The sequence below is a fragment of the Streptomyces sp. EDA2-14 genome, from assembly GCF_054963755.1.
Window position 1 is genome coordinate 175,498 of the sequence record NZ_JBUEGE010000016.1, and the last position, 19,889, is coordinate 195,386.

At 71.9% G+C, this 19,889-nt stretch carries 16 protein-coding genes; 6 read left to right on the plus strand and 10 right to left on the minus strand.

What is annotated here, in order from left to right; translation table 11 throughout:
• Positions 1-40: 40 nt before the first annotated feature.
• Positions 41-3,061: an NACHT domain-containing protein gene (locus ACY34M_RS30900; RefSeq protein ID WP_462721506.1), complete on the minus strand. Its 3,021-nt coding sequence runs from the start codon at positions 3,059-3,061 to the stop codon at positions 41-43.
• Positions 3,062-3,492: 431 nt separating this feature from the next.
• On the opposite strand from ACY34M_RS30900, the gene ACY34M_RS30905 reads away from it, so the two are divergent.
• Positions 3,493-4,200, plus strand: a complete 708-nt coding sequence (locus ACY34M_RS30905) for a M23 family metallopeptidase (RefSeq protein ID WP_462721505.1) — start codon at positions 3,493-3,495, stop codon at positions 4,198-4,200.
• Between the two features lie 22 nt (positions 4,201-4,222).
• On the opposite strand, the gene ACY34M_RS30910 is transcribed toward ACY34M_RS30905, so the two are convergent.
• Positions 4,223-4,804, minus strand: a complete 582-nt coding sequence (locus ACY34M_RS30910; RefSeq protein ID WP_462721504.1) for a TetR/AcrR family transcriptional regulator — start codon at positions 4,802-4,804, stop codon at positions 4,223-4,225.
• 132 nt (positions 4,805-4,936) lie between these two features.
• Between ACY34M_RS30910 and ACY34M_RS30915 the strand changes: the two genes are divergently transcribed.
• The gene (locus ACY34M_RS30915; protein WP_462721503.1) at positions 4,937-6,505 is read left to right on the plus strand and encodes an MDR family MFS transporter; all 1,569 of its coding nucleotides are present in this window, start codon (positions 4,937-4,939) and stop codon (positions 6,503-6,505) included.
• Here the strand turns inward: ACY34M_RS30915 and cseC are convergent.
• The 5 genes from cseC to ACY34M_RS30940 form a co-directional block, all read right to left on the minus strand.
• Positions 6,502-8,061 carry a two-component system sensor histidine kinase CseC gene (cseC, locus tag ACY34M_RS30920; RefSeq protein ID WP_462721502.1) on the minus strand — a complete coding sequence of 520 codons (1,560 nt, stop codon included), beginning with the start codon at positions 8,059-8,061 and terminating at the stop codon, positions 6,502-6,504. The two genes, ACY34M_RS30915 and cseC, sit on opposite strands and share 4 nt — an antisense overlap.
• Entirely contained in the window at positions 7,982-8,710 is a 729-nt protein-coding gene (gene cseB / locus ACY34M_RS30925) for a two-component system response regulator CseB (protein WP_462721655.1), read from the minus strand. Before cseB ends, cseC begins: the two co-directional genes overlap by 80 nt.
• A 33-nt stretch (positions 8,711-8,743) precedes the next feature.
• Complete coding sequence (locus ACY34M_RS30930) at positions 8,744-9,373, minus strand: hypothetical protein (protein WP_462721501.1); 630 nt, start codon at positions 9,371-9,373, stop codon at positions 8,744-8,746.
• Between the two features lie 62 nt (positions 9,374-9,435).
• Positions 9,436-9,987, minus strand: a complete 552-nt coding sequence (locus ACY34M_RS30935; RefSeq protein WP_462721500.1) for a SigE family RNA polymerase sigma factor — start codon at positions 9,985-9,987, stop codon at positions 9,436-9,438.
• 175 nt (positions 9,988-10,162) lie between these two features.
• On the minus strand, positions 10,163-11,062 hold the full coding sequence (locus tag ACY34M_RS30940; protein WP_462721499.1) for an HhH-GPD family protein: 900 nt from the start codon (positions 11,060-11,062) through the stop codon (positions 10,163-10,165).
• Positions 11,063-11,244: 182 nt separating this feature from the next.
• Here ACY34M_RS30940 and ACY34M_RS30945 point away from each other — a divergent pair, with 182 nt between their 5' ends.
• A complete protein-coding gene (locus tag ACY34M_RS30945) occupies positions 11,245-12,822 on the plus strand; it encodes a sensor histidine kinase (protein WP_462721498.1) in 1,578 nt (525 codons plus the stop codon).
• Positions 12,810-13,487, plus strand: coding sequence for a response regulator transcription factor (locus ACY34M_RS30950; RefSeq protein ID WP_462721497.1), 678 nt, complete (start codon positions 12,810-12,812; stop codon positions 13,485-13,487). The genes ACY34M_RS30945 and ACY34M_RS30950 overlap by 13 nt, the downstream gene beginning before the upstream one ends.
• 80 nt (positions 13,488-13,567) lie before the next feature.
• Here ACY34M_RS30950 and ACY34M_RS30955 read toward each other — a convergent pair whose 3' ends face one another.
• On the minus strand, positions 13,568-14,233 hold the full coding sequence (locus tag ACY34M_RS30955; RefSeq protein ID WP_462721496.1) for a phosphatase PAP2 family protein: 666 nt from the start codon (positions 14,231-14,233) through the stop codon (positions 13,568-13,570).
• Positions 14,234-14,419: 186 nt separating this feature from the next.
• On the opposite strand from ACY34M_RS30955, the gene ACY34M_RS30960 reads away from it, so the two are divergent.
• On the plus strand, positions 14,420-15,229 hold the full coding sequence (locus ACY34M_RS30960) for a hypothetical protein (RefSeq protein ID WP_462721495.1): 810 nt from the start codon (positions 14,420-14,422) through the stop codon (positions 15,227-15,229).
• A 77-nt stretch (positions 15,230-15,306) separates the two neighbouring features.
• On the opposite strand, the gene disA is transcribed toward ACY34M_RS30960, so the two are convergent.
• Both disA and radA read right to left on the minus strand, forming a co-directional pair.
• Entirely contained in the window at positions 15,307-16,431 is a 1,125-nt protein-coding gene (disA, locus tag ACY34M_RS30965) for a DNA integrity scanning diadenylate cyclase DisA (RefSeq protein WP_462721494.1), read from the minus strand.
• A gap of 92 nt (positions 16,432-16,523) precedes the next feature.
• Complete coding sequence (radA, locus tag ACY34M_RS30970; protein WP_462721493.1) at positions 16,524-17,930, minus strand: DNA repair protein RadA; 1,407 nt, start codon at positions 17,928-17,930, stop codon at positions 16,524-16,526.
• A 218-nt stretch (positions 17,931-18,148) separates the two neighbouring features.
• On the opposite strand from radA, the gene ACY34M_RS30975 reads away from it, so the two are divergent.
• On the plus strand, positions 18,149-19,879 hold the full coding sequence (locus tag ACY34M_RS30975; RefSeq protein WP_462721492.1) for a BACON domain-containing protein: 1,731 nt from the start codon (positions 18,149-18,151) through the stop codon (positions 19,877-19,879).
• The last annotated feature ends 10 nt before the right edge of the window (positions 19,880-19,889 follow it).

A 19,889-nucleotide genomic window follows, 5' to 3' on the forward strand; every position in this document is an offset into this window, starting at 1 on the left:
GAACTGTTCCTGACGGAACGGTTCGGGCCCACCCGTTTTTTCAGGTCGGGACGACGGTGACGTCGGCGTGGTGGAAGAGGCCGGCGTAGGGGGCGGTGTCCCGGGGCGTGTGGCGGCCGGTATAGATCCTGACTGTGCGGACGGCGGGGAACAGGCGCACGTGGTCGGTGAACTGGCTGGGGCCGTGCGGGAGACGGAGGCCGAGGTGCTCGATGCGGGGGAATTCGGGAAGACGGCCCGTCGGCAGGTCGTCCGTGAGCAGGTGCAGCGACTTGAGGGCGGGGTGTTCGGCGATGCGGTGCCAGTCGGCCGTCTCCAGTGGGCCCACCCCATTGTTCAGGGTCAGGTAGGACAGCCCTGGCAGTGTGTCGAGGGCGCGCAGGCCGGTGCGGGTGATCGCCCCTTGGCCGAGGAAGAGAGTGTTCAGGAGGCCGGACGTCGGGAGGCCGTCACTCAGTGCGTCGCCCGGGAGTGGGTGGCTCACCGTCAGGGACCGCAGCCTGGTGAGCTCGCGCAGCCCGTGTGCCTCCGGCATGCCGGTCACGGCGAGGTGCCGCAGGGGCAGTCTGGCGAGAGGCGCGAGGTCGCGTACGTTCGGACAGTGGCTCAGGGCAAGCAGGCGCAGCCGGGACAGGTTCGCCAGCGGGGCCAGGTCGTCGACCAGCGGGTTGCCGATGAGGAGGAGTTGGTCGAGTTCGTCCGGCTCGAGGCCTTCGAGGAGCTCCGCGAGTGCGTAGGCGCCGCGCATGTCCAGGCGACGCCAGCCGGGCATGCGCCGTGCCACCGCCCACTCCTCGCGGCTCTGGACGGTGAGGTCGAGCCCGTCGCGGTCGAGGTGTACGAGGACCTCGTCGGCGTATTCCTGAGAGTCGAACCGGCGCCAGGTGCCCACCAATTGACGCCGAACGTTGAGCGCGGCGTGCGTACGGAACTTCTTCAGAACCGGGAGCGCGCCCGGCCCACCGAGACGAGACGCCGTGGCTACCACCGCGTGAGCCGAGTCGTCCGTCAGGCCTTCGGGGCCCGGCAGCAGTTCCAGTACGAACGGGCCCGCCTGGGCCAGTTGTTCCGCTTCTGCGAAGGTGCGCGGCGGAATCAGTACCGCCGCCCGCGCCCGCACTTCCTCCACCACCTCCTGGTCGACGGAAGTCGCGTCCTGGAGGCAGGCCAGCGCCAGCAGGGTCAATCGCGGCACGTCCGCCGCCAGCAACCCCCGCAACAACCGACCCCGCTCCCGCGTACGCGCATGCGCCACCGCCATCCGCAGCACGTCCTCCCACTGCGTGTCCTCGGCCCGGCCGAGCAGCACGTCGAAGTGGCCCTCCTCGACCGCGTACCGGGCGCCCAGGTGGTCGAGGAACGTGCGGTGCGCGAAGTCGACGACGCCGGGGGCCGGGCTGCGCAACACTCCGCTGCGCAGCAGGAGATGGCGCAGGATCGCCGTCGCGTCGCCCTGCGCGGACGCGGCGGGGACCGAACGCAGGGAGCGCTCCAGGAGTGAGAGCGCCGTGTCCTCGTCCATTTCGGTGCGGCCCGCCAACACCAGGGAGTACGCCAGGCGTTGGAGGAGCTCGATCTGGTCCTCGGTCTCGAGGTCGATGCCGTCGAGGCCGCTCATGCCGCGCTGCCGGTCCCGTTCGGTGAGGATCATCTGGAGTGCGGCGTCGTAGAGGGCCTTGCGGCGGGGCGGCAGGTAGCCGCGGCGGGCCCGGTGCAGGGCGCAGATCAGGCCGCACATCAGAGGGTTGGTGGCCAGGCGCGCGAGGTCCGGTTTGGTGCGCAGCGCGTCGAGCAGCGGCTCCTCGTGCTCGGGGGCGTGCGCCGCGGCGTGCCAGCGGCGTACGAAGGCCGTGACGCGTGGGCGGTCCATCGGGGCGAGGGCGAGTTCGGTGAAGCCGTCGCCGGCCAGCCAGTCGGGGCGTACGGCGGTGGGGCGGGCGGTGAGCAGCCAGCGGTTGCCGGGGTAGCCACGGACCAGGGCCAGCAACCAGTCGCGTACGCGGGGGCGGTCGGCGGACGGCACCTCGTCGAGGCCGTCGACCATGACGAGCGCGCGGCCGTCGGTCAGGACGCGCTCCGCCCAGCCGTCCGGCGGCGAGTGCGGGCAGTCGGTGCCGTTGAGGAAGTCGGCGGGGGCCGGAAGCCGGGCGGTGCGGATCAGGGTGCGCAGCGGCAGGACGTAGGGGATGCGCTCCCGGGAGGTGATGGCCAGCCACTGGATCAGCGTCGTCTTGCCGGAGCCGGCCTCGCCGCGCAACAGGACCTGGTCGTGCCCCGGGCCGGTGAGTGCGTCCTCGGCGGCGAGCCGCACGGTGACGGGTGCGGTCGCGCCGGGGTCGTCGCCGGGCTCGGGGGTGGCGTCCCGCGTCGCGTCGAGGCTCAGGTAGGCGACGTCCAGGGGCCAGCTGTCGGCGGTGTCGTGTGCGTCGAGGCCGAAGATCGTCAGGTGGTTGTGGCGGATGGCCAGATAGTGCCGGTAGCGCTCCTCGAAGGCGCGGTCCTGCCCCGGCTCGTTGCCGTGCGCGAGCAGCGCGTCCAGCTTGGTGAGGGTCTCGGCCTGCCCCCTACTCTGCTCCACCAGTGTCCGCGCCACAAAGGTCGACCGCTGCGTGAAGAAGTGCAGGATGTGCAGGCAGGACCACTCGGTGAGCGAGTCGAGAAAGTACGTGGCGTCGGCCGACAGTTCGGATGCGGGGGCCGCGCGGCGCAGGGCGTGGGCCAGAGCGCGGGGACCGAGGCGGACCGCTTGGACATCGTCCATGGTCAGATCGCCGAGCGCGCCCAGTGTGTGGGTGAGCGCGAGGACGACCGGCTCTGTCTCGTCGTACGGGAACGGGGGCTCGCCGGGGCCGCCCACAGCCGCGTCGACCAGCTTTCGGGCCAGGCGTTCGAGGTCGGACTCCGTGAGGGTGCGCTTCTCGCCGCGAAAGGAGACCAGACCGGATATGCGTACCGGCCCGTCCGTCAAGCCCGCTCCCGGGCCTTCCTGGACGAGGAGTTTCTTGAGCGCCGGGGCGATCACGCTCGATGCCAGACGGGTGCCGAGGGCCGCGGGATCCATGGTCGGGAGCGTAGCCCCGGTCACATCCGGGCGGGATTGGATCTTGCCGACCGGTGACATGCCGCACAGGACGTGGATCACGTACTAACGGAAATAGTGGTGCGATGGCGTTCTGGCCGGGTCGTTACACAGTCGACGGGTTTCGGTGATTTGCCCGTTCGGGTGGGAAGGGGCGGCCGCCGTGCCCGTATCGCCTGGCCTTGCATTGATGAAGTGGGGTTAAACCAAGGATGAGGCCATAAATCGGACTACTTTGGGTCGGGCCTGACGGCGGTCCGGGCGGGGTGGTTCTCGGGGTGGCGCTACGAAGACATGTCGTAGATGGGTGTTTTGGGTGGTGATGGGGGGTGGGGTTACCAAGGTATGGCCGGCCCGGCAGCACGAGGCAGTGCGCCGGGTCGCTCCATGTCCCAGTTCGAAAGGTCTGCCATATGTCGAAGCGCACCCAGCCCCACCGCCCCGGTACGTCGATGCTCCGTAAGCGGGCTGCCGTCGTGGCCGCCGGATTCGGTGTGTCGGCGCTGCTCGGGACCGGGGCCGCGGTCGCCGACACCGCAGACGCCGCCGCCCTGCCCGGTATCGCCGCGACGTCCGTCAAGGCGCAGGCCACCGCCCAGGCCAAGGCCGCCGACCACGCCGCGAAGGTCAAGAAGGAGGCCGAGGCGAAGAAGAAGGCGGCCGAGGCCAAGAAGAAGGCCGCCGAGGCGAAGAAGGCCAAGTCCTGGATCGACCCGGTCAAGGACTACAAGCTCTCCGCCGGCTTCGCCCAGGGCGGCGGCATGTGGGCCAGCGGTCACCACTCCGGCCAGGACTTCGCGGTGTCGACCGGCACCAACGTGATGGCCGCGCACGGCGGCACCGTCGTCAAGGCCGGCGGCAACGGCGCCGGTGACGGCGCCGCGTACGGCAACGCCATCGTCATCAAGCACAGCAACGGCACGTACTCGCAGTACGCGCACCTGTCGAAGATCGACGTCAAGGTCGGCCAGAAGGTCACGACGGGCCAGCACATCGCCCTGTCCGGCGACACCGGCAACTCCAGCGGCCCGCACCTGCACTTCGAGATCCGCACGACGGCGGACTACGGCTCGGCGGTCAACCCCGTCTCCTTCCTGAAGAAGGAGGGCGTGAGCGTCTGACGACGCCCGCCGTGGCGGCCCGTCAGTCCTGATGGGCCCGCGTGACCAGGTCGGAGGCGACCTCGAGGATGGCCTTGCGCTTCTCCTCGGGGTCGCCTTCGACGTCTCTGAGGATGAACATGCCGGCGTGCATCGAGACCAGCGCGCTGAGGCAGCGGACCCGGTCGGTCAGCGTGACGTCCTGCGGCAGCAGATGGTCGAGCAGTGACGTCATCCGCTCCTTGAAGTTCTCGCCGATGCTCAGCTCGCGCATCGTCGCCTGGTTCTCCTGCATGAAGCGGAAGAGCGGGGCGGCGTCGGCGAGCGCGGCCGAGTAGTGGCGCAGGACCTCGAGCTTGGCCTCCAGCGTCGGCGGCTGCTCGGTGGCCCACGCGATCACGTCGTCGATCGGCTTCATCAGGTCCGTGAACAGGCTGACGAGGATGTCTTCCTTGGTCTTGAAGTGGTAGTAGAGCGCGGCCTTGGTGACGCCGAGGCGCTCGGAGATCTCCCGCAGAGATGTCTTCTCGTAGCCCTGCTCGGCGATCAGCTCCAAGGTCACGTCCTGGATGCGCTGGCGGGTGTCCCCGCGGCGCTGCTGCGGCTTGCTGCTGCCCGTGACCATCGGCGTGCTGCCCTTCGTGCCCTTGGAGAAAAACTTACTTGACGCCCGGCTAGTTGGCGCTCTACTTTCCCCATTGTAGGTAACTAGCCGGGCGACAAGTAAGTACCGGGGTGAGCAGGGGGAGTGGGGACCATGACGCAGGCAGCGGCACAGCCGGCCATAGCGGATCAGGAGCCGGTGAAACAGCCGCGCAGCGTACGGGTGGTGCTGCTCGCGCTGATGCTCGCGATGCTGCTGGCCATGCTCGACAACATGATCGTCGGCACCGCGATGCCCACCATCGTCGGTGAGCTGGGCGGGCTCGAGCACTTGTCGTGGGTCGTCACCGCGTACACGCTCGCGACCGCCGCCTCCACGCCGATCTGGGGGAAGGTCGGTGACATGTACGGCAGGAAGGGCGCCTTCCTGACCTCCATCGTGATCTTCCTGCTCGGCTCCGTGCTCAGCGGGATGGCACAGGACATGGGGCAGCTGATCGGCTTCCGGGCCGTGCAGGGGCTCGGCGCCGGCGGACTGATGGTCGGGGTCATGGCCATCATCGGCGACCTGATTCCGCCCCGTGAACGCGGCAAGTACCAAGGCATGATGGCCGGCGTGATGGCGCTCGCCATGATCGGCGGTCCGCTCGTCGGCGGCACCATCACCGACCATCTCGGCTGGCGCTGGGCCTTCTACATCAACGTCCCGCTCGGCATCGTCGCCCTCGTCGCGATCACCGCCGTGCTGCACCTGCCGAAGAAGCGGGCCGCGCACTCCATCGACTACTTCGGTGCCGCGCTGCTCACCGTCGGGATCACCTCGATCGTGCTCGTGACGACCTGGGGCGGGACCGAGTACGCCTGGGACTCCGCCGTGATCATGGAGCTGATCGGGATCGGCGTCGCCGCGCTCGTCGGGTTCGTGTTCTGGCAGACCAAGGCCGCCGAGCCGATCGTGCCGCTGCACATCTTCCGCAGCCGGAACTTCACGCTGATGTCCGTGATCGGCTTCATCACCGGCTTCGTGATGTTCGGCGCGGTGCTCTTCCTGCCGCTGTACCAGCAGTCCGTGCAGGGCGCGTCCGCGACCAACTCCGGTCTGCTGCTGCTTCCGATGCTGCTCGCGATGATGGTCGTCTCGTTGATCGCGGGCCGGGTCACCACCAACACCGGCAAGTACAAGGTGTTTCCGGTGGTGGGCAGCGTCCTGATGATCGGCGGTCTGTTCCTGCTCGCGCAGATGGACACCGAGACCTCGCGGTTCACGTCCGGGCTCTACATGGCCGTGCTCGGCGCGGGGATGGGCTGCCTGATGCAGATCACGATGCTGGTCGCGCAGAACAGCGTCGAGATGAAGGACATGGGCGTGGCGTCCTCGTCGACGACCCTGTTCCGTACGCTCGGCTCCTCGTTCGGCGTCGCCATCATGGGCGCCCTGTTCAACAACCGGGTGCAGGACGTCATGGTGGAGAAGGCCGGGGCGCTCGGCGGGAAGTTCACCGGACAGACGGCGCAGCTGGACGCGAAGGGCATCGCGAAGCTGCCGGCGCAGGCGCGGGACGCCTACCAGTACGCGGTCTCGTCCGGCACGCACTCCGCGTTCCTGCTGGGCTCCGTGGTGGCGCTCGTCGCGCTGCTCGCGGCGGTCTTCGTCAAGGAAGTAATGCTGCGGGGCGCGGGGCCGAAGGACCAGGAGCCCGTGGACGCGGCTCCCGCCGCCTAGTCGGGCAGCCGCACCATCGGGAAGCTGCCCGTGTTCGTCGGGGCGTGCTCCGGCAGCCACAGCACCGCCACGGCGCCCTCGGCGGGGGCGTCGTGGTCCGCTCCCTGCGGGCGGATGTTGCGGAACGTGAGGCGGGCGCCGAGCACCCGGGCCTGGCCCGCCGCGATCGTCAGGCCCAGGCCGTGGCCGTGCCCCGCGCGGTCGGCGGCGCCGGTGCGGAACCGGCTCGGCCCGTCGTCCAGCAGGTCCTCCGGGAAGCCGGGGCCGTGGTCGCGCACCCGCAGGACCCGGCCCTCGACGCTGACCTCGATGGGCGGGCTCGCGTGCTTGGAGGCGTTGGCCAGCAGGTTGAGGAGGATGCGCTCCAGGCGGCGCGGGTCCGTCGTCACCTCCGACTCGTGGATCACCCGGACGGTGACGCCGTCGCCCGCGCGGGACGCGACGCGGCGCTCCACGAACTCGCCCAGCATGATGTCCTGCAACTCGGCCCGCTCGGCGGCGCTGTCGAGCCGGGCCACTTCGAGCACGTCCTCGACGAGCGTGCGCATCGCCTGCGCGCGGTCCTTGACGAGTTCGCTGGGGCGGCCCGGCGGCAGCAGTTCGGCGGCGGTGAGCAGCCCGGTGACCGGGGTGCGCAGCTCGTGCGCGATGTCGGCGGTGACCCGGCGCTCGGCCTCCAGGCGCTGCTTGAGCGCGTCGGCCATGGCGTCCACGGCCTGCGCGAGATCGTCCGTCTCGTCGCGTACGACACCGCCGATGGCGCGGCGCACACGCACGTCGCTCTGGCCCGCGGCGACATCGCGGGCCGCGCTCGCCGCCTTGCGCAGGCGGCGGGAGAGCTGGCCGCCGATGAGGACGCCGAGCGCGCTGCCGCCGAGCACGACGGAGATCGAGCCGATGAGCAGCGCCTTGTCGAGGTCCTTCATCACGGTGGCGCTGCGGTCGGCGAACCGGGTGTGCACCGAGAGGATCCCGCCGTTGCTGAGCGGGACCGCGGCCCAGATGTCGGGCACGCCGCTGGCCGACTCCGTCACGTAGGTCACGCGGCGGCCCTCGCGGGCCTTCGCGCGCAGGTCCTGCGGCAGCATCGGGTCGTCGACCTTGAAGCCGACGGGCAGATTGCCGCCGCGCGCCTCGTACTGCCGCTGCACGAACTGGATCCGCTCGTCCTGCACGTCCCGCGCGTTGTCCAGCATCGAGACGCGGGCCGCGTTGTGCACCACGAGACTGAGCGCCACGGCGACGAGCGCGCCGACGAAGGCGATCGCGACGCTGATCTTCCAGCGCACGCCGGTCCGCAGCCCGTGCGGGATCCAGGAGCGGGCGGGCTTCGGCGCGGCGGCCGGCCGCCCGGCGGCACCGGAGTGCCCGGCGGCGTCCGACCGCCCGGCGGCCGTGGCGCGGGGCGCCGGTACGGCCGTCTCCGACGGGGTCTGCGTGGTCCCCCTTCTCATATGCCCTGTCCCATCAGCCCGGTCAGGCCTTGAGCTTGTAGCCGAAGCCGCGGACCGTCTCGATCCGGTCCTGGCCGATCTTCGTACGCAGCCGCTGCACATGGACGTCGACGACGCGGGTGTCGCCGCCCCAGCCGTAGTCCCACACCCGCTCCAGAAGCTTGTCGCGGGACAGGACCGTGCCGGGCGCAGAGGAGAACTCGAGCAGCAGGCGCATCTCGGTGGGCGTCAGGCCCACCGGCTCCCCGGCCTTCCTGACCTCCATGCCGTCCGTGTCGATCTCCAGATCGCCGAAGCGCAGCGTCCCGTGGTCGGGCGCGGGGCCCTCGTCGGCCGTACCGGAAGCGGCCGCCGCACCGCCCGCGTGCCCGAAGCGGCGCAGCACGGCGCGGATCCGGGCCACCAGCACCGCCCCGTCGAACGGCTTCGTCACGTAGTCGTCGGCGCCGGCCTCCAGGCCGAGCACGACGTCGATGGAGTCCGCGCGCGCGGAGAGCATGATCACGGGAACGGTGGACTCGTCCCGGATGCGGCGGCACAGGGAGACCCCGTCGAGCCCCGGCACCATCACGTCGAGCAGCGCGATGTCGGGCCGGTCCGACCGGAACGCCTCCAGGCCCTTGAGCCCGTCCGGCATCGCGGTCACCACGAAACCGTCGCGCTCCAGGGCCAGCTGGGTGGCCTCGCGGATGACGTCGTCGTCCTCGACGAACAGGACGTGCGTCGGCTCGCCCTTGCGGTCACCACCCATGACACCCATCCGTTCTCTCCTCCACCGCGTGGCTCAGCCGTCGTCCGACGGCGCCGGGCTCTCCCCGTCCACCGCGTTGCTGTAGTCGTTGTGCGTGCGGCTCTCCCGGGTGAATCCGTGGCCGCTCCAGCGGTACGTGATGATCTCCTCGCCCGAGGGGGAGGCGACCGAGTCACCCTTCTCGTACACCTGCTTGGTCACCACGAGATCACCCCGGTCGATCTCCGCGTACACCGGGGGCTCTTCGTCCTTGAACACATTCTTGTACGTGCCACCCTCGTCGCGATACACGTACGTGCCGATGCCGACCGCGTCGCCGCAGGTCATCACGTTGACCACGATGTCGCTGCGGGAGCTGCCGGTCAGCGTTCCGTAGCTCACGTCGACCGGGTACTCGTCCGCCACGCACGGCTTCAGATCGCGCTTGATGTCGGCGCCGACCTTCGGGTCCTGCTTCACCATGCGGACCGCCGTGGTCGTGTTCGGGGCGCTCGGCGAGGCGGAGGGCGAGGGGCTCGCGCTGTCCGCGGTCGAGCCGACCGGGTCCGTGCGGGCCGGGCCCTCGTCGCGGGGCCCCGTGCCGCCGGTCGAGCACGCCGCGAGCACGCCGGCACACAAGCCGAGGGCGGCGAGCCCGGCGATCACCGCGCTCCCCGCCTTCATTCCCCGTATCAAGAAGGAACGCCCCCGCATCAGGGACGTACGAATCCCAGAGGCACGTATGCCTAGGCCGCGCAACGCTCCCGCTCCTTAACGTCGAGCGCGCGGGCGACCAGTTCCTCGCGCTCCCGCTTCTCCAGCTCCTCACGGAGCCGGGCGAGGGCCCGGTGCAGCGTGCTCTTCACGGTTCCGGCCGACATTCCGAGAGCGGCGGCCGTCTCCTCTGTGGACATCTGCTCCCAGTGTCGCAGCACCACGACGCTGCGCTGCTTCGGTGCGAGCACCTTCATGACGTCCATCAGCAGCGCGCGGTCCGCGTGCTGCTCCGTCGAGTCGTCGACCGAGGACTCCGGCAGCTGCTCGGTGGGCACTTCCTCCAGCTTGCGCGCCCGCCACCACTCGGTCCGCGTGTTGATCATGACGCGGCGCAGGTACGCGTCGGCCAGGCGCTTGTCGGCTATGCCGTCCCACCGCCCGTACGTCCGCACCAGCGCGGTCTGCAGCAGGTCCTGGGCGTCGACCGGGTCGGGCACCAGCCGCCGGGCGCTGCGCAGCAGGGCGTCCTGCCGCGTCCGCACGTACTCTTCGAACTCGAGCACCTCACCGCCGTGCGCCATGATCAACTGCCTCCCGCTTCCTGCACATCCCCGTGGTCCGCACAGGCTCTGTGCGGTTACGGGAAAGAAGTTACGGAGGAGTTGTCACGGCGTTGTCCGTTCCGGCCAGCGGCCAGTGCACGACTACCCGTCGGTTGTGTAACGAACGGAACGGCGGCCCCGAGTTGTGCCCGGATCAGCCCTGCGGAAGCCGGTAGAGACCGCCCGCGAGCGGCTCCACGAGACCGTCGTCGACCAGCCCGTCGAGCGCCCTGGCCCGCTGCACCGGATCGTCCCAGACCCGGTCGAGCACGGCCTGCGGCACCGGGGCGACGGCCTCCCGCAGCACGGCGAGCAGCTTGCCCCGCACCTGGCGGTCGGTGCCCGCGTACGTCTGCCCGCGACGCGGCGGACCCTCGTGCGCGGGCTTGCCCGCGAGCCGCCACGCGCACATCGCGGCGATCGGGCAGCGGTGGCACTCCTCGTTCTTGGCGGTGCACACCAGGGCGCCCAGCTCCATGGAGGCGGCGGCCCACCTGGCGGCGGTGTCCTCCTCCTCGGGCAGCAGCGCGCGGGCCAGCTTCCGCTCGGCGGCGGTCGTCGCGTTCGGCGGGTACTGCACACCGCCCACGGCGCGGGCGAACACCCGCCGCACGTTCGTGTCGAGCACCGCGTGCCGCTGCCCGTACGCGAAGGAGGCGACGGCGGCCGCCGTGTACTCGCCGATGCCGGGCAGCGCGAGCAGCTGCGCGTGCTCGGTCGGAACGTCGCCGCCGTGCCGCTCCGTTATGGCGACGGCAGCGCCGTGCAGGCGCAGGGCGCGGCGCGGATAGCCGAGCCGCCCCCAGGCGCGGACGGCCTCGCCGGGCGCCTCCGCGGCGAGATCGGCGGGCCGCGGCCAGCGCGCGAGCCACTGCTCGTACACCGGGAGCACCCGGCTGACGGGGGTCTGCTGGAGCATGAACTCGCTGACCATCACACCCCACGAGCCCGCTTCGGGGCGGCGCCAGGGCAGGTCGCGGGCGTGCTCGCTGAACCAGTCGATGACCGGTGCGTGGAGATCGGCGTTCTCGGGGTTCTTCGTGAGCGCAGTCATGGCACATCCGATCCTGCCATGTGCCAGGGCCGGGGCGGGGGAGCACGGTGGGCGGCGCCGGTTCTGTCGTGCGGGGCGGGTTTCCGGGGCCGTGCCGGTACCCGGTCGTCCGCCCCCGCCCGGTGGGGGACCTGACGATCGGCAGGGGCGCCCCGGCCCGGCCCGCTTGTAGCGTCGGTGGAGTGAAGCCCCGACGACGTGCCCTGCTGGTCGATCTGTCGCTCTGGGGAGCGCTCGCCGTTCCCGTGCTCGCCGTCGAGTGGCTGCATCTGCACGAACCCGACGGCACCTGGCAGCAGCTCGCCGGGATCGCCGCGCTCGGCGCCGCCACCGCGCTGCACCGCCGGTTCCCCGCCACCGCCTTCCTGCTCGCGGCCGCACCGGGCATCGCCGTCGCGTCGTCCCTGTTCACGCTCTCGTACGGGTGCGCGCTCGCGGCCTTCGCGTACCTGATGGGGCTGCGCTCGCCGACCGTGCGTCCCTCGCTCCTCGCCTTCGGGGCGCTCGCCGTCGCCGGCACCGTCAAGATCAGCATTCGGCAGGTCGACCCGGCCGCCGAGTGGCTCGTGCTCATGGGGACGCTGCTGTTCGGTGCGGTCTTCCCGTGGCTCATCGGCCGCTACTGGCGTCAGAGCAGGGAGCTGACCGCCGCCGGCTGGGCCAGGGCCGAGCAGCTGGAGCGCGAGCACCTGATCGTCGCGGACCGCGCCCGGCTGCGCGAACGGGCCCGGATCGCGCAGGACATGCACGACTCCCTGGGCCACGAACTCAGCCTCATCGCCCTGCGCGCCGGCGCCCTCCAGGTCACCCCCGGCCTCGCCGAAGCGCACCGCACGGCCGCCGCCGAACTCCGCTCGGCCGCCTCCGACGCCACCGACCGGCTGCACGGCATCATCGGCCTGCTGCGCGAGGAGGACGACGAACAGGCCCCGCTCGCGCCGCCCGGCGAGACCGTCGCGGAACTCGTCGAGCGGGCCGCCGGGTCGGGTCTCGCGGTGCGTCTGGTGAACGCCCCGGAGAACGCTCCCGAGACCGAGGACCGCACCGCCTACCGCGTCGTTCAGGAAGCCCTGACGAACGCCGCCAAGTACGCGCCGGGCGCCCCCGTCACCGTGGAGACGCGGCAGGACGGCACCACCACGACCGTCACCGTCACCAACGCCCGCCCGGCAGATGCGGCCGTCGCGCCGTCCGGCAGCGGCACCGGGCTGCTCGGCCTGCGGGAGCGGATCACCGCGCTCGGCGGCAGCTTCGACGCCGGTCCGCACGACGGCGGATTCCGGGTGAGCGCCCGCCTTCCCGCGCCCGGCGCCCCGCGCGGCAACCCCGCCGACGCCGGATTCGTGCACGCCCGCCGCACCGCCAGACGCCGGGTGGGCCTGGCCTTCGGAGCCGCCGCGGTCGCGGGAACCGTCCTGATCGGCGGGGCGTTCACCTGGTACGCGTACACGAAGACGCACGCCGTCCTCACGCCGCAGGCGTACGTGCAGTTGCGGGTCGGCACGCCGCTCGCCGACGTGGAGTCCAGGCTGCCCGAGCGCACGATCAGCGATCCGCCGGTCGAGCGCGCGCCCACGCCACCGCCCGTCCGGGCCGACTGCCGCTACTACCGGGCGAGCGGCGAACTGTTCGTGACAGTCGAGCACTTCAGGCTCTGCTTCGCCGACGACGCCTCGCACACGCTCGTCGACAAAGCCGTGATCCCCAAGGCGGGCACCGCCGACCAGGTCCAGGAAGAGGAGCGTGAATGGGCGCGCTGAGCGAACCGGGCAGACGGATCCGGGTGCTGCTCGCCGACGACGAGGCGATGATCCGGGCCGGCGTCGGGGCGATCCTCGCTGCGGGCGGCGACTTCGAGATCGTCGCGGAGGCCGCCGACGGACGGGAGGCCGTGCGCCTCGCTCAGGCCCACCGCCCGGACGTGGCGCTCCTCGACATCCGCATGCCCCGCCTGGACGGCCTGGCGGCGGCGGAGGAGATCACGGCGACGGTGCCCGGCACGGCGGTGGCGATGCTGACCACGTTCTCCGAGGACGCGTACGTGGCGCGGGCCCTCGGCGGCGGCGCCACCGGCTTCCTGCTCAAGTCCGGCGACCCGCACGAGCTGATGGCGGGCGTACGGGCGGTGGCGGACGGCGCCGCGTTCCTGTCGCCGAAGGTGGCCCGGCATGTCATCGACGGGCTCGGCGGCGGCCGGCTGACCCGCGAGGCCGCGGCCCGGCAGCGCGTCGGGGCACTCACCCCGCGCGAGCGCGAGGTGCTCGGCCTGGTCGGCGCGGGACTGTCGAACCCGGAGATCGCCGAGCGGCTGCATCTCGTGGAGGGGACGGTGAAGGCGTACGTCAGCGCGGTCCTGGAGCGGCTGGAGGTCAAGAACCGCGTGCAGGCGGCCATCGTGGCGTACGAGGCGGGTCTGCTGACGTAGACGTAGACGTAGACGTAGGCGGGGCCACTGACGTGGGCGGGCCCCGACACGCGTCGGGACCCGCCCACGTCAGCAGAGGGTCAGCGCCGGTGCGCGCCGCGCCGCGAGCGGGCCTCGGCCGCCGAGCCGTACCCGGCCCCGGCGGGCCCCGGACCGGCGAACCACCGCACCAGCCCGTTCCCCGACCCCCGCATTGCCTCGGTCACCCGCGCCCCCGGCCGCGTCAGAAGGCGTACGACGAGGAACGCGACGAGGGTGCCGAGCAGCAGGCCCACCGCGACGTCGTGCGGATAGTGCACGCCCACGAAGACGCGCGAGAACGCCATCAGGATCGCCATCGGCACCGTGAGCCAGCCCACCTTCGGCCAGGCCAGTGCCAGGCCCACGGCCGCGGCGGCGGCGATCGTGGCGTGGTTGGAGGGGAACGACCAGTCTCCGTAGGCCGGGCAGTCGATCAGTGGGGCCAGTGCTCCGGAGACGGCCCGACAGGGCCGCTCCTCGTCGATCCCCGACTTGACCACCTCGCTGATCACATACGCGACCGCGGTGCCCAGCGGCGCGAGCACCGCGACGGCGAATGCCCTCGGGTCGTTGCCCCGTGCCCGCCACCAGGCGACGACGAAGAGCACGGCGAACAGCAGCAGTCCCAGTTCCGTCCACACCTCCATGAGGTGCTGAAACCACGACGGGGTGTCGTGGGCGAAATCGAGGATGCCGCGATACAGGTCGGAGTCGATGGTTCCCATGGTGACGGACAGTATGCAATACCCAAGGCTTGTCACATCCAGCGATGGTCGCGGGCCCCACCTGACGATCGACAGGGGTCCGGAAGCCCGTCTGGTGGCCCGCGCATGATGATGATCCGGAAAACTTGGTGTGCGAGGCGGCGGGTGACGCCGGACAACGGCCCGTTCTCTCGTAAGGTTTGAGCCGTGGGATCTCTGCGCAATCCGATCGGGCCGCTTCCCTCCTCCATCTATTGGCGACGGAGGGCTGTTCTGCTGTCCGTGGTGGCGCTGCTCGCGCTGCTGATCGTATGGATCGTCAACTTGGGCGGGGGCGGCGGGAACAACGGCGCCGGCGGCTCGGGCGGCAAGCAGCCGACCGAGTCCATCACGCCAGGGCCCTCCGGCTCCGGGCCCGCGATCAGCGAACACCCCGGCGGACGCGACGAGTCGGGCGGTACGGGCGGTGGTTCCGGCGGCTCGGGCTCGGGTTCCGGCTCCGGTTCCGGTGCGGGGTCCGGTGGTTCGGACGATGCCGCGGGCGGCGACTCCGGTGACGGCGGCGGCAGCGGGGGCACGTCCTCCGGGGACCAGGTCCCGGCCGGCTCCAGCCTCCCGGACTGCACGGCGGGCGGCGTGACCCTGAAGGTGAGCAGCGCCCACAACTCGTACGCGCCGGGGGACAAGCCGAAGCTTCGACTCGTCGCGAAGAACACGGCGGACAAGTCCTGCAAGATCGACCTCGGGCCGAAGACCGCCGTGGTCACGATCACCAAGGCGGAGGACGACAAGCCGTTCTGGTCGTCCGACGACTGCCCGGCCGGAGCGGGCAGCGCGGTGCTGCGAGCCCCTGCGGGCGGCTCGGTGCAGCGTGAGTTCACGTGGGACCTTCGGCCGAGCGCGCCGCAGTGCGCGACGCCCTCTGCGGGATCCGCGAAGCCGGGGACCTACCTGGTCGAGGTGAAGGCGGCGCAACTCCCCGAGGCGCAGACCTCGTTCGTCCTGAAGGAAGACTAGGTTCAGCGCCCTCCGGCTCGGCGTCTCGGGGCTCTGCCCCGAACCCCGCTGCTCAAGCGCCGCAGGGGCTTGTTCGGCTACACGTATCGTTCGAGGATCGACGACTCGGCCAAGCGCGACAGGCCCTCACGGACACTGCGCGCACGCGCCTCGCCGACACCGTCCACCGTCTGAAGGTCGTCCACGCTCGCGGCGAGCAGCTTCTGAAGGCCGCCGAAGTGCTCCACGAGGCGGTCGATGATGGCGCCGGGAAGCCGCGGCACCTTGGCGAGGAGCCGGAACCCGCGCGGGGACACCGCCGAGTCGAGCGCCTCGGGGGAGCCGGTGTAGCCCAGGGCACGTGCCACTATCGGCAGTTCGAGCAGCTCGGCGTGGCTGAGCGAGTCCAGCTCGGTCAGGGCCTCCGCGACCGTGCGGGAGCGCTTGGCGGTGGGCTCGGGCACGTAGTCCCGCGCGACCAGCTCGCGCTCCGGCTCGACGCCCGCGATCAACTCGTCGAGCTGAAGCGCCAGAAGCCGCCCGTCGGTGCCCAACTCGACGACGTACTCGGCGATCTCCGTGGCGATGCGGCGCACCATCTCCAGGCGCTGCGCGACCGCCGTGACGTCCCGGACCGTGACCAGGTCCTCGATCTCCAGGGCGGAGAGCGTGCCCGCCACCTCGTCGAGGCGCAGCTTGTAGCGCTCCAGGGTCGCAAGGGCCTGGTTGGCGCGGGACAGGATCGCCGCCGAGTCCTCCAGGACGCGGCGCTGACCGTCCACGTACAGCGCGATCAGGCGCATCGACTGGGAGACGGAGACGACGGGGTACGACACCTGCTTGCTGACGCGGTCCGCCGTGCGGTGCCGCGTGCCCGTCTCCTCCGTGGGGATCATCGGGTCCGGCACCAACTGCACGCCGGCCCGGAGAATCTTGTCCAGGTTCGAGGAGACGACGATGCCGCCGTCGAGCTTGCACAGCTCGCGCAGGCGCGTGGCCGTGAACTCCACGTCGAGGATGAAGCCGCCCGTGCACATCGACTCGACCGTCTTGTCGGAGCCGAGGACGATCAGCCCTCCGGTGTTGCCGCGGAGGATGCGCTCCAGGCCGTCGCGCAGGGCGGTTCCGGGCGCGACGGCGCTCAGTGCGGCGCGCATGAGACTGTCCGCACCGGAGCTTCCGCCGGACTTGCCGGGAGTTGCCGCCCGGTCGTTGGCTGCCACTGCACTCCTCCGGATCGCAGACTTTGGGGTGCCCTGGGGCTCGGTGTCCTCGTCCCTCGCGTTCGTACGCACAGGCGAGACCAGGGCAAAGTCTACCGGCGCTGCTCCGGCTCCCGTGGGGCCTCTCGGCGACGACCCGTCGGCAGCACCCGCAGAGCATCCCCTATATCGGCGACTTCCAGGACCTTCATACCGGCCGGAATCTTTCCGGGATCGGCCGGGACCAGCGCGTGCGTGAACCCGAGCCGGTGCGCCTCGGCGAGCCGGCGCTGCACGCCCGTGACCCGCCTGACCTCGCCCGCGAGGCCCACTTCTCCGATCGCGACGAGGTTCTTGGGCAGCGGGGTGTCGCTCGCCGCGGAGGCGAGGGCGAGGGCGATGGCCAGGTCGGCGGCGGGCTCGGAGAGCTTCACTCCGCCGACCGTCGCGGAGTAGATGTCCCGCTTGCCCAACGCGCTGATCCGCCCGCGCTGTTCGAGCACGGCCAGCATCATCGAGACGCGGGAGGTCTCCAGCCCGGACGTCGTACGCCGCGGGGAGGGGATCTGGGAGTCGACCGTGAGCGCCTGGACCTCGGCGACCAGCGGGCGGCGGCCCTCCAGGGTGACGGTCAGGCAGGTGCCGGGCACCGGCTCGTCGCGCCGGGTCAGGAACAGGCCGCTGGGGTCGGCCAGGCCCGTGATGCCCTCGTCGTGCAGCTCGAAGCAGCCGACCTCGTCCGTCGTCCCGTAGCGGTTCTTGACGCCGCGGACGAGGCGCAGGCGCGCGTGCCGGTCGCCCTCGAAGTTCAGGACGACGTCGACCAGGTGCTCCAGGAGGCGCGGGCCCGCGATGGCGCCCTCCTTGGTGACGTGACCGACCAGGAGCGTGGACATGCCGCGCTCCTTGGAGGCGCGGATCAGCGCCCCGGCCACCTCGCGGACCTGGGCCATGCCGCCGGGCGCCCCGTCGATCTCCCCGGACGCCACGGTCTGTACGGAGTCCAGGATCAGCAGCGACGGCTTCACCGCGTCCAAGTGGCCGAGGACGGAGGCCAGGTCGGTCTCGGCCGCCAGGTACAGGTGGTCGTCGATCGCGTGGATGCGGTCGGCGCGCAGGCGGACCTGGGAGGCGGACTCCTCGCCCGTCACGTAGAGGGTCTTGTGCTCGTCACTGGCCGACTTCGCCGCCACGTCCAGCAGCAGCGTGGACTTGCCGACGCCGGGCTCGCCCGCGAGCAGCACCACCGCGCCGGGCACCAGGCCGCCGCCGAGGACCCGGTCCAGCTCGGGCACGCCGGTGGTCCGGGCCGTCGCCTGCTTGCCGTCGACCTTGCCGATGGGCAGCGCCGACGTGGTGACGCGGCCCGGTGCGGTGGTGCGCACGGCGGGCGCGCCGTACTCGTCGATCGTCCCCCACGCCTGGCACTCGGGGCAGCGGCCCAGCCACTTGGCCGTCTGCCAGCCGCATTCGGTGCAGCGGTAGGACGGACGGTCCTTGGATTTCGTACGGGCAGCCATGGACGAAACCGTAGCGGGCAGCACTGACAACGCGGCGGGCACCGCCGTTGACGTCGTCGTTCCCGTCGGCATGTGCCTCTGGCGGTCGCCCCGCGTAGCCGCGCTGGCCACGGAATGGCGGATTCCTGTCCTCTTTTGAGGGATCGTTTCACCCGTAAGGATTAAATGTGCTCAAGGGGGAGGAAGCCCCCGTGTGCTGCGCCTACGGTCGCACGGTGATGAGCAGCAGGCCGGAAACTCCCACACAGACCACCGGCGCGCACCGGGCGCACCGCACCGGGGCGAGGCGGCAGGGGCCGCGCACCGCCCCGCAGCGTCCGCCCGCCCGCTACGAGTCCTGTCTGGACGGCCTGTTCACCTACTGCCTCTCCGTGCTCTGCGACCACGACGAGGCGACCGAGGCCCTCGGTGACGCCCTCGCGCTCGCCGAGCGGCGCGGCTCGCGCGCCCCGGCAGGCGATTCGCCCGCCGAGCGCAGGGCCTGGCTCTACGCGCTGGCCCGCTGGTCCTGCCTGCGCAGGCTGGCCGAGGCCAATCGGCGCAGGCAGGGGGCGCACGCCAGCGGCCAGCGCGCCTCCGAGCCCGCGAAGAACGGTGGCTCCGAGGGCGGCCAGGAGGACGGGCTCCTCCAGGAGGAGCGCAGGCGGCAACTGGCCCAGCTCGCCTGGCCGGAGGCCGCGGGCACCACCCCCGAGCAGCGCGAGGCCCTGGAGCTGGCCGTGCGCCACCAGCTGTCCCCGCGCGAGGTCGCCGCCGTCCTCGGCAGCGACCCCACCGCCACCCGCGAGCTGCTCTCGGCCGCGGCCTGCGAGGTCGAGCGGACCCGCGCCGCCCTCGCCGTCGTCGAGACCGGCACCTGCCCCAGCGTCGCCCGCCTCACGGGGGACAACCAGGTGCTGCTCTCGGCCGCCCTGCGCCGCGAGCTGGTCCGGCACGTCGACAACTGCCCGCGCTGCCGCCGCACCGCGGAGCGCGCCGCGCCCAGCGCCTGGCCCGGCACGTCGGTGAAGCCCGCCGCGCTGCCCCTCGTGGAGGCCCCGCGCCCGGCCCTGCACTTCGCGATGCACAGCCGGCGGGCCGGCGGCGCCCCGCGCTTCGACCGGCGCGGCTACCCGATGGACCCCAAGGACCGGGCGGCCCGCCGCGACCGGCTCCGCTCGCGTGCCGTGACGACGACCGTGGTCGCCACCGTGGTCGCCGCCCCGGTGCTCGCCCTGTGGGCCGCCTACCGGGGCGCGCCGCTGACCGGCGAGGCCGCGGACGGACGCTCCGTGACGGCCAGCGAGGAGGGCGGGCCCGACCACCTCGACGGCGAGCGCACCGGCGGCGCGTACGAGAACGCGGGGAACGCGCAGACGAGCCCCGACCCCGGCTTCACCGCGGGCAGCCGCTCGCCCGACGTCTCCGTGGAGGTCACGTCGCCGCCCGCGCACGCGGGCCGCGGCCCCGGCCGCATCACGGTGGAGGCCCAGCCCAGTGGGAACGCGACGGCGATCACGCTCACCGCGTCGGGCCGCTCGCCCGTCGACTGGAGCGCCTCCACGGACGCGTCGTGGCTGTACCTGAGCCAGGCATCGGGGACGCTGCGCCCCGGCGAGTCGCTGACGATCCACGTCTACGTGGACCAGCGGCGCGAGCCGCGCGGGCACTGGACCGCCCACGTCGGGATCGACCCCTCAGGGGCGGTCATCTCCCTTGAGGGGTACGGGGGTTCCGGTTCCGGCGGTGGAGGCGGCACCTCGCGGCCCTCGCCGTCCCACTCCTCCCCGTCGACCCGGCCCACGCCGACACCGACGCGCACCTCGCCCGACCCGACGACGCAGCCGACCGAGAACCCGACGCCGAGCCCGAGCGACCCCGAGCCCACCGACTCGGGATCGCCGACCGACTCGCCGTCGCCGTCCGAGACCGACGGGTCCGGGACGGGATCGCCGTCCCAGACCCCCTGACGCCGGACTC

What these genes read in the sequence shown, in the direction of transcription:
- ACY34M_RS30900 (WP_462721506.1), bottom strand. Translation starts at nt 3,061, where the DNA reads ATGGATCCCGCGGCCCTCGGCACCCGTCTGGCATCGAGCGTGATCGCC.
- ACY34M_RS30905 (WP_462721505.1), top strand. Translation starts at nt 3,493, where the DNA reads ATGTCGAAGCGCACCCAGCCCCACCGCCCCGGTACGTCGATGCTCCGT.
- ACY34M_RS30910 (WP_462721504.1), bottom strand. Translation starts at nt 4,804, where the DNA reads ATGGTCACGGGCAGCAGCAAGCCGCAGCAGCGCCGCGGGGACACCCGC.
- ACY34M_RS30915 (WP_462721503.1), top strand. Translation starts at nt 4,937, where the DNA reads ATGACGCAGGCAGCGGCACAGCCGGCCATAGCGGATCAGGAGCCGGTG.
- cseC (WP_462721502.1), bottom strand. Translation starts at nt 8,061, where the DNA reads ATGTGCAGCGGCTGCGTACGAAGATCGGCCAGGACCGGATCGAGACGG.
- cseB (WP_462721655.1), bottom strand. Translation starts at nt 8,710, where the DNA reads ATGGGTGGTGACCGCAAGGGCGAGCCGACGCACGTCCTGTTCGTCGAG.
- ACY34M_RS30930 (WP_462721501.1), bottom strand. Translation starts at nt 9,373, where the DNA reads ATGAAGGCGGGGAGCGCGGTGATCGCCGGGCTCGCCGCCCTCGGCTTG.
- ACY34M_RS30935 (WP_462721500.1), bottom strand. Translation starts at nt 9,987, where the DNA reads ATGGCGCACGGCGGTGAGGTGCTCGAGTTCGAAGAGTACGTGCGGACG.
- ACY34M_RS30940 (WP_462721499.1), bottom strand. Translation starts at nt 11,062, where the DNA reads ATGACTGCGCTCACGAAGAACCCCGAGAACGCCGATCTCCACGCACCG.
- ACY34M_RS30950 (WP_462721497.1), top strand. Translation starts at nt 12,810, where the DNA reads ATGGGCGCGCTGAGCGAACCGGGCAGACGGATCCGGGTGCTGCTCGCC.
- ACY34M_RS30955 (WP_462721496.1), bottom strand. Translation starts at nt 14,233, where the DNA reads ATGGGAACCATCGACTCCGACCTGTATCGCGGCATCCTCGATTTCGCC.
- radA (WP_462721493.1), bottom strand. Translation starts at nt 17,930, where the DNA reads ATGGCTGCCCGTACGAAATCCAAGGACCGTCCGTCCTACCGCTGCACC.
- ACY34M_RS30975 (WP_462721492.1), top strand. Translation starts at nt 18,149, where the DNA reads ATGAGCAGCAGGCCGGAAACTCCCACACAGACCACCGGCGCGCACCGG.